Here is a 5,631-nt window from a genome sequence, read left to right as displayed (position 1 = left end):
CACTTAAGTACACTTTCAAACTCCAGGCGTGAACTGTTCTCCCCCGGATACGGAAAGCACTTCGCCTGTTACGAAGTCAGATCGCAGCAAAAAGAGCAGGGCATCACAGATATCCTGAGGGCAGCCCGCTCGTTTGAGCGGAATTTGCTCTGCGCGTTTTTCGAGATAAGAATAATCTTGGCCGGGTGGCGGCAGAATCGCGCCGGGAGCGATTGCATTCACCTGGATATTGGGTGCTAATTCAAGGGCCAGACACTCCGTGAGAGTTACCAGACCAGCCTTGGAAATCCGATAAGGCAAATGCGCGGTTCCGGGACGCTGTGCCCGCCAGTCAACCAGATTGATAATATGACCTGTTTGTCCACGCTGCATCGATTTCGCAAACTTCTGGCACAAGAAATATGGGGCTTTTAAATTGATATCCAGATGGGAATCCCAATCGTCCTCTGAAGAAGTAAGCAGGTTTTTGTTCTCAAAAACTGAAGCGCTGTTAATCAGAATGTCTACTCTGCCAAATTCGGCAATGGCGGTTTTCATGATCAAATGAGCCGCTTGATGCGAATCTGACAGATCTGCAGAAACCGCCAATGATTTTCTTCCCAACTCCCTGATTTCCGAGCACGTTTGCTCTGCTTCCTCTTTCGATGAACGATAATGAATGCAAATATCTACACCCGCCTCTGCCAGAGCCATCGCCATCGAACGCCCTATGCGAACTGCAGCACCCGTGATCACCGCGACTTTTCCATTCAAATCCAATTTACGACTCCACAAAAAAGAGGGGGGGAGGTAACAGCAAATAAAAAACCCCGGTCATCAAACCGGGGTTATACATAGATTGCTTCGTACCTGAAATCTCTTAACTGAGAACAGCATTCGCTTCTTTGAGTACCGGCGTTCTCCCGAATGCACGTTCTATTTTGCCAACTAAGATCTGCTTTGTGAAGTCTGTTTTAAGTATATAATCATTGGCACCATAATTGAACGCCTGAATGATCGCGGTTGTTGAGCGATTTGATGTCATTACCAGAACTTCGACATCCCCGACGAAAGGAGAGTGTTTGATGTATTTCACCGATTCTGCATGTGCTCCCCCATGTGCATCAATATCAAGCAGGATCAGATCGGGAGTATGAATCGCTGCATCCATGAAAGCTTCTTCTACAGTTGCTGCAGTTTCGACAATATATCGTTCGTGTAACAAACCTTTAAACAATGCACGATTCGACTCATCGGGTTCAATGATCATGATTCGTTTTTTCTCTGCATCCTCTTCCTCATAATCGATGATATCACCAAGTTGTCCTACAAATCCAAAAAAGACAACGACGGGACCAATTCCGGTATTGAACAGACCACACAGCGACCCCGCTTCAGGCGGGTATAAATTGTCAATGTTCTCAGATTCAATCTCCGTCGGATGACCTAGCCGGAACCCCATGTGATCAACTGCCTTTTTAGCCTGGCCTGCTATCATATTCGACAATTCACATGAAAAATCAGTTAAAACATGCTCATCATCCGCTAAAGACTCATCGATCAGTAACGAAACCGCTTTTGAAATCAGTTCGCGGGGAACATTGACAACAACAATCCCTTTACCAGGTCCATTGACTTCAATTGCCGAACTCATGTCGTAACGTGGCGCTTCGTCTATTTTGACAATTTTCTCTAACTCTGCAGTCGTACCGACAAAATATTTAAATACATCAACGACAGAATTGATGACCGGGTCTGAAAACCGCTTGGTCAATGTTTCTGCTGTATGAGTAGATGGAATAAGAGACATAGCAGTAACCCGTCTTTACCAAATAAACACTTAAAAATGTCAATGCCAAGGCATGAATCTTGTTGATACTGCCTCACACAAACCCAAACGTCAGATTTAGAAACAAGTTAAATCCTGACTCATAGATTGAATAAACTATATGTCAGAAAATTGTTTTGGCACTTACCCATTGTTTTCTTCTCTCTCTTCCGATTCAGTTTGAACTCTCATATTCGATAAAATCAGTGCAATCCATCGACAAATGGTTTCAGATCAGGTAAATCAGAGAGATCAGACTGAAACGCTAACTTCGTAATTATTAACTAGATACTGCAATTACACACCGACAGTGTCTCTTGACAGTCAGGGATCAGAAAATGAAATCACTGCTTCAAATTTTTCGCATTAATTTCATTGCTATAATGGCAATATTTTTTTTAGCCCCCGAACATGAAGCATATGCCTCCACAAATAGCTCAGGGAAATCTGAATGGACAGGCCGCCAGGACGAATGGCATGGCTTCAAGCGATTTCATTTTCAAATTGATGGTCGCAATTGCTATGTCGTGACTCCCACAAAAATCGCATCAGGAACCCCCTGGGTATGGCGTGCCCGTTTTCCGAATTTTCATTATGAAATGGATATAGAACTGGTCAAACGTGGATTTCACATCGCGTACATGGATGTGGCTAAACTCTTTGGATCACCGCAGGCAATCGCGCATGGGAACAAATTCTATGAACACTTGACAAAGCAACATGGCTTTCAAAAGAAAGTCGCGCTGGAAGGGGTGAGCCGTGGTGGCTTGTTTATTTACAACTGGGCATTAGCAAATCCTGAAAAGGTCAGCTGCATCTATGCTGACACTCCGGTTTGCGATTTCAAAAGCTGGCCGGGAGGCAAAGGGAAAAGCCCGGGTGCAAAAGCATCATGGGAAAACTGTCTCAAAGCATATGGAATGACGGAAAAAGAAGCTCTGGCATATCCGAACAATCCAGTCGACCGCATTCAAGTGATCGCCGATGCCGGCATCCCGGTTTTGCATATCGTCTCAGAAAACGATCAGGTAGTGCCCCCCGACGAAAATACCTACCTCATGTTCAGCCGTGTTCCCAAAAGTAAACGCAAAGGCAATTTTAAAGTGATTTCCGTGAAAAAAGGTACTGAAAAATCGAGAGGACATCACTTTCAACACCCAGAATCGGAGCAGGTTGTCGAGTTTATAACACGACATTCGAAATCCAAATAATGCGAATTCCAAGTCAATTTCACTCCCTTGAGCAATCTGAATTATTTTGCCCGGTTCTGTAAAAAAAGACGGGATTCGCTTTTCTTTCTCCCATGACTCAAGAACAATATGTATAGCAGGGACGCTGCCTGAGTTGAAAAGATAAAAACCTCTGCTAAATAGAATTTTTCAAGTGATGTTTTACCGGGTATTCGCAACAAATGATTCACAACGGGCAAATCGCCGTGGAACGTTCGCGCGCAAATCCTGTGTAACACTCCTATGCCTCTTCTATCTGATCTCCAACACCGCAATTTCCCCCAGCCTGAATCGGGGAAAGAACTGTCGCTGCGCTGATCAAGTCAAAACAACATCCCAATGCTGCTGCACTAATAAATCTACCACCAGTAAATCAACTGCCAGCAAAAAAATTAAACCCAGGTCTTGTTGCTCAACCAAGAAACAAACAACCCCGACTTGCTGCTCCGATCAGAGCAAACAAGAATCGGCCACACAAACAAATTCCAAACACAGCCAGCTCTCTTCCTTATGTGGCTGTGGCAACTCTGCAAAAGACGGGCTCTATTCCGCTTCTCCACGTGATTTAAATTCGAGTCCGGTTCTCTTCACACCCGATGATCTGACAATCCCGTTGATCATCGTCGATTCAGTACCAGTCACACTTGCGACTGCACCCGACACCCCACCTCCCCAGCAATAATCGCGACGACTCTCTTTACGTTTTCAGTTTACTCTGCGGCTTCAATTCTCGTTGATTCCTGCAAAAACTGTAATCCCTGTTTTCACTCCATCAATCGGTTCATGCCAGGTCTGCCTGCGCTCCCGATTAATGATCGTCAAAGGTTAACATACGATGAAATCTTCAACACCGAAATCTTCCTGCCCGAAACGTGGCTTTACTCTGATTGAACTGCTCGTGGTAATTGCCATCATCGCAATCCTGATTGCATTACTTCTGCCTGCAGTCCAACAAGCGCGTGAAGCGGCACGCCGATCTACCTGTAAAAATAGTCTGAAACAAATCGGACTCGCCCTACATAATTATGAAGAAACACACGGTGCCTACCCTCCCGGATACATCGCCAGAGGCATGAGCAGAACCGCTGACAGCTCTACAGAAACCGGTTCTGGTTTTGCATGGGGTGTCATGCTCTTGCCATTCCTCGATCAGTCTACCATTTATAATCAACTCGATCTCAACTTGAATTGCACCGATGCTCCAAATATCGGCCTTGCCAATGAAGCAGTCACTATCTTTCGTTGCCCCAGTGATACCCATCAGGGTGTTTTTTCAGTCACCGTTGGATCGAATACCTATGAACTTTCTTCAGCAAACTACGTGGGAATCTATGGCTATGGCAGTTTAACCACAGCCCCCGGCAATCCTTCTGCTAAGGGTATTTTGTATCGCAACAGTAATGTCAAAGTGCGTGACATTACCGATGGAACATCCAATACCATTGTCGTCGGCGAACGTTCTCATCAACATCAATTCGTGGGATCCACATCCACCATCAATGCCGACTCGACCTGGTACGCCGCCATTCCCGGAGCTGACCGACCTGCAGGCATGATGATGGCTTCCATGACAGAAGGCCCCGCCTCTCTAATTCTCGGACACGTAGGGCAGGGAGGCATGATGACCATGCACCATCCCCCCAATACCACAAACCATATCGCAAACTTCTCCAGTAAACATGAAGGAGGCGCCCATTTCCTGATGGGCGATGGGGCCGTCCGGTTTCTCAGTGAAAATATGAACTACGATACGTTTCGATTTTTGGGAACCATTCAAGACGGAAACGTCCTCGGCGAATTCTAGACCGAAACTCAGTAAGTAGAAATCATTGATCTCCGTAAGCAGTAAACTGAAATACTGCTTGCGGATTTTTTTATCGGCACTTGAATAACCCATCAAAATTCCAGTCCGACAAAAATCAGTTCACAAAACTCACATTCTCCCTCCCCAAAAAACAACCTGATCCATAGTACTTTTTGTTTTGAAACCGTGATGACCCAAATTTAAAAAGCGTTATAAGCGTCGTTTTTGAGTTTTTAAGACATTCATCCACCGAAGAAAACCACAGTAGTTCAAATTCAACACCATAAAAGTCCCTCGTTTCAGCAAAATGGATCTCAACATCTTCTGAACTCCTTCCCAATGATCACCGGTTTTCGACGCGTTTCGAACACGCTTCGACGCGTTTTAACCACTGTTAACCACCGTTCTCCAACTTCTACCCACCCATCGCACAACAAAAGAAACTTGACACCCCCACGCCGTTCAACAAAATGATTCACAGTCAAACCAACCAACACAACACCAGCCACCGACAACAAGTATTTGAGCGGCTCGGCGCTATCCGCCGTTAGTAAACAACAAACAGAAAACCAAAACAATAAACGCATAGAATACAACTCCACGTGTCATGTAGGGGTAGACCCATGTGTCTGCCCGCCAGCGTAAAATCATCGAAGCGCAAACAAAGATTCTATCCGATAGCAACAACCGGCCCTAGCTGAATATCTGAGCGGCTCGGCGCTGGGTAATGTGAATTTAATCGTTTTGAGGATCATTCTCAGGAAAGTCACCTTTAACGAGATCGGTATTAA

Annotated in this window: 5 protein-coding genes; 3 read left to right on the top strand and 2 right to left on the bottom strand. The window is 45.3% G+C overall.

From position 1 onward, the window contains the following. Window positions 1-15: 15 nt before the first annotated feature. Together Q0668_RS09990 and Q0668_RS09985 are read right to left on the bottom strand one after the other, a co-directional pair. Window positions 16-759 carry an SDR family oxidoreductase gene (locus Q0668_RS09990; protein WP_298863682.1) on the bottom strand — a complete coding sequence of 248 codons (744 nt, stop codon included), beginning with the start codon at window positions 757-759 and terminating at the stop codon, window positions 16-18. A gap of 100 nt (window positions 760-859) precedes the next feature. Next, a complete protein-coding gene (locus Q0668_RS09985) occupies window positions 860-1,789 on the bottom strand; it encodes a response regulator (RefSeq protein ID WP_298863679.1) in 930 nt (309 codons plus the stop codon). A gap of 356 nt (window positions 1,790-2,145) precedes the next feature. Between Q0668_RS09985 and Q0668_RS09980 the strand changes: the two genes are divergently transcribed. The 3 genes from Q0668_RS09980 (at window position 2,146) to Q0668_RS09970 (ending at window position 4,840) form a co-directional block, all read left to right on the top strand. Next, window positions 2,146-3,018 (top strand): prolyl oligopeptidase family serine peptidase, encoded by an 873-nt coding sequence (locus Q0668_RS09980; protein ID WP_298863677.1) that lies wholly within the window; start codon window positions 2,146-2,148, stop codon window positions 3,016-3,018. Window positions 3,019-3,190: 172 nt separating this feature from the next. Then, on the top strand, window positions 3,191-3,718 hold the full coding sequence (locus tag Q0668_RS09975) for a hypothetical protein (RefSeq protein WP_298863674.1): 528 nt from the start codon (window positions 3,191-3,193) through the stop codon (window positions 3,716-3,718). Between the two features lie 153 nt (window positions 3,719-3,871). Further along, on the top strand, window positions 3,872-4,840 hold the full coding sequence (locus Q0668_RS09970) for a DUF1559 domain-containing protein (protein WP_298863672.1): 969 nt from the start codon (window positions 3,872-3,874) through the stop codon (window positions 4,838-4,840). The last annotated feature ends 791 nt before the right edge of the window (window positions 4,841-5,631 follow it).

Source organism: uncultured Gimesia sp. (genome assembly GCF_937910335.1).
GTDB lineage: Bacteria > Planctomycetota > Planctomycetia > Planctomycetales > Planctomycetaceae > Gimesia.
The sequence above is the reverse complement of the archived record's forward strand: the minus strand, read 5'-3'. Positions and strand labels throughout refer to the sequence as shown.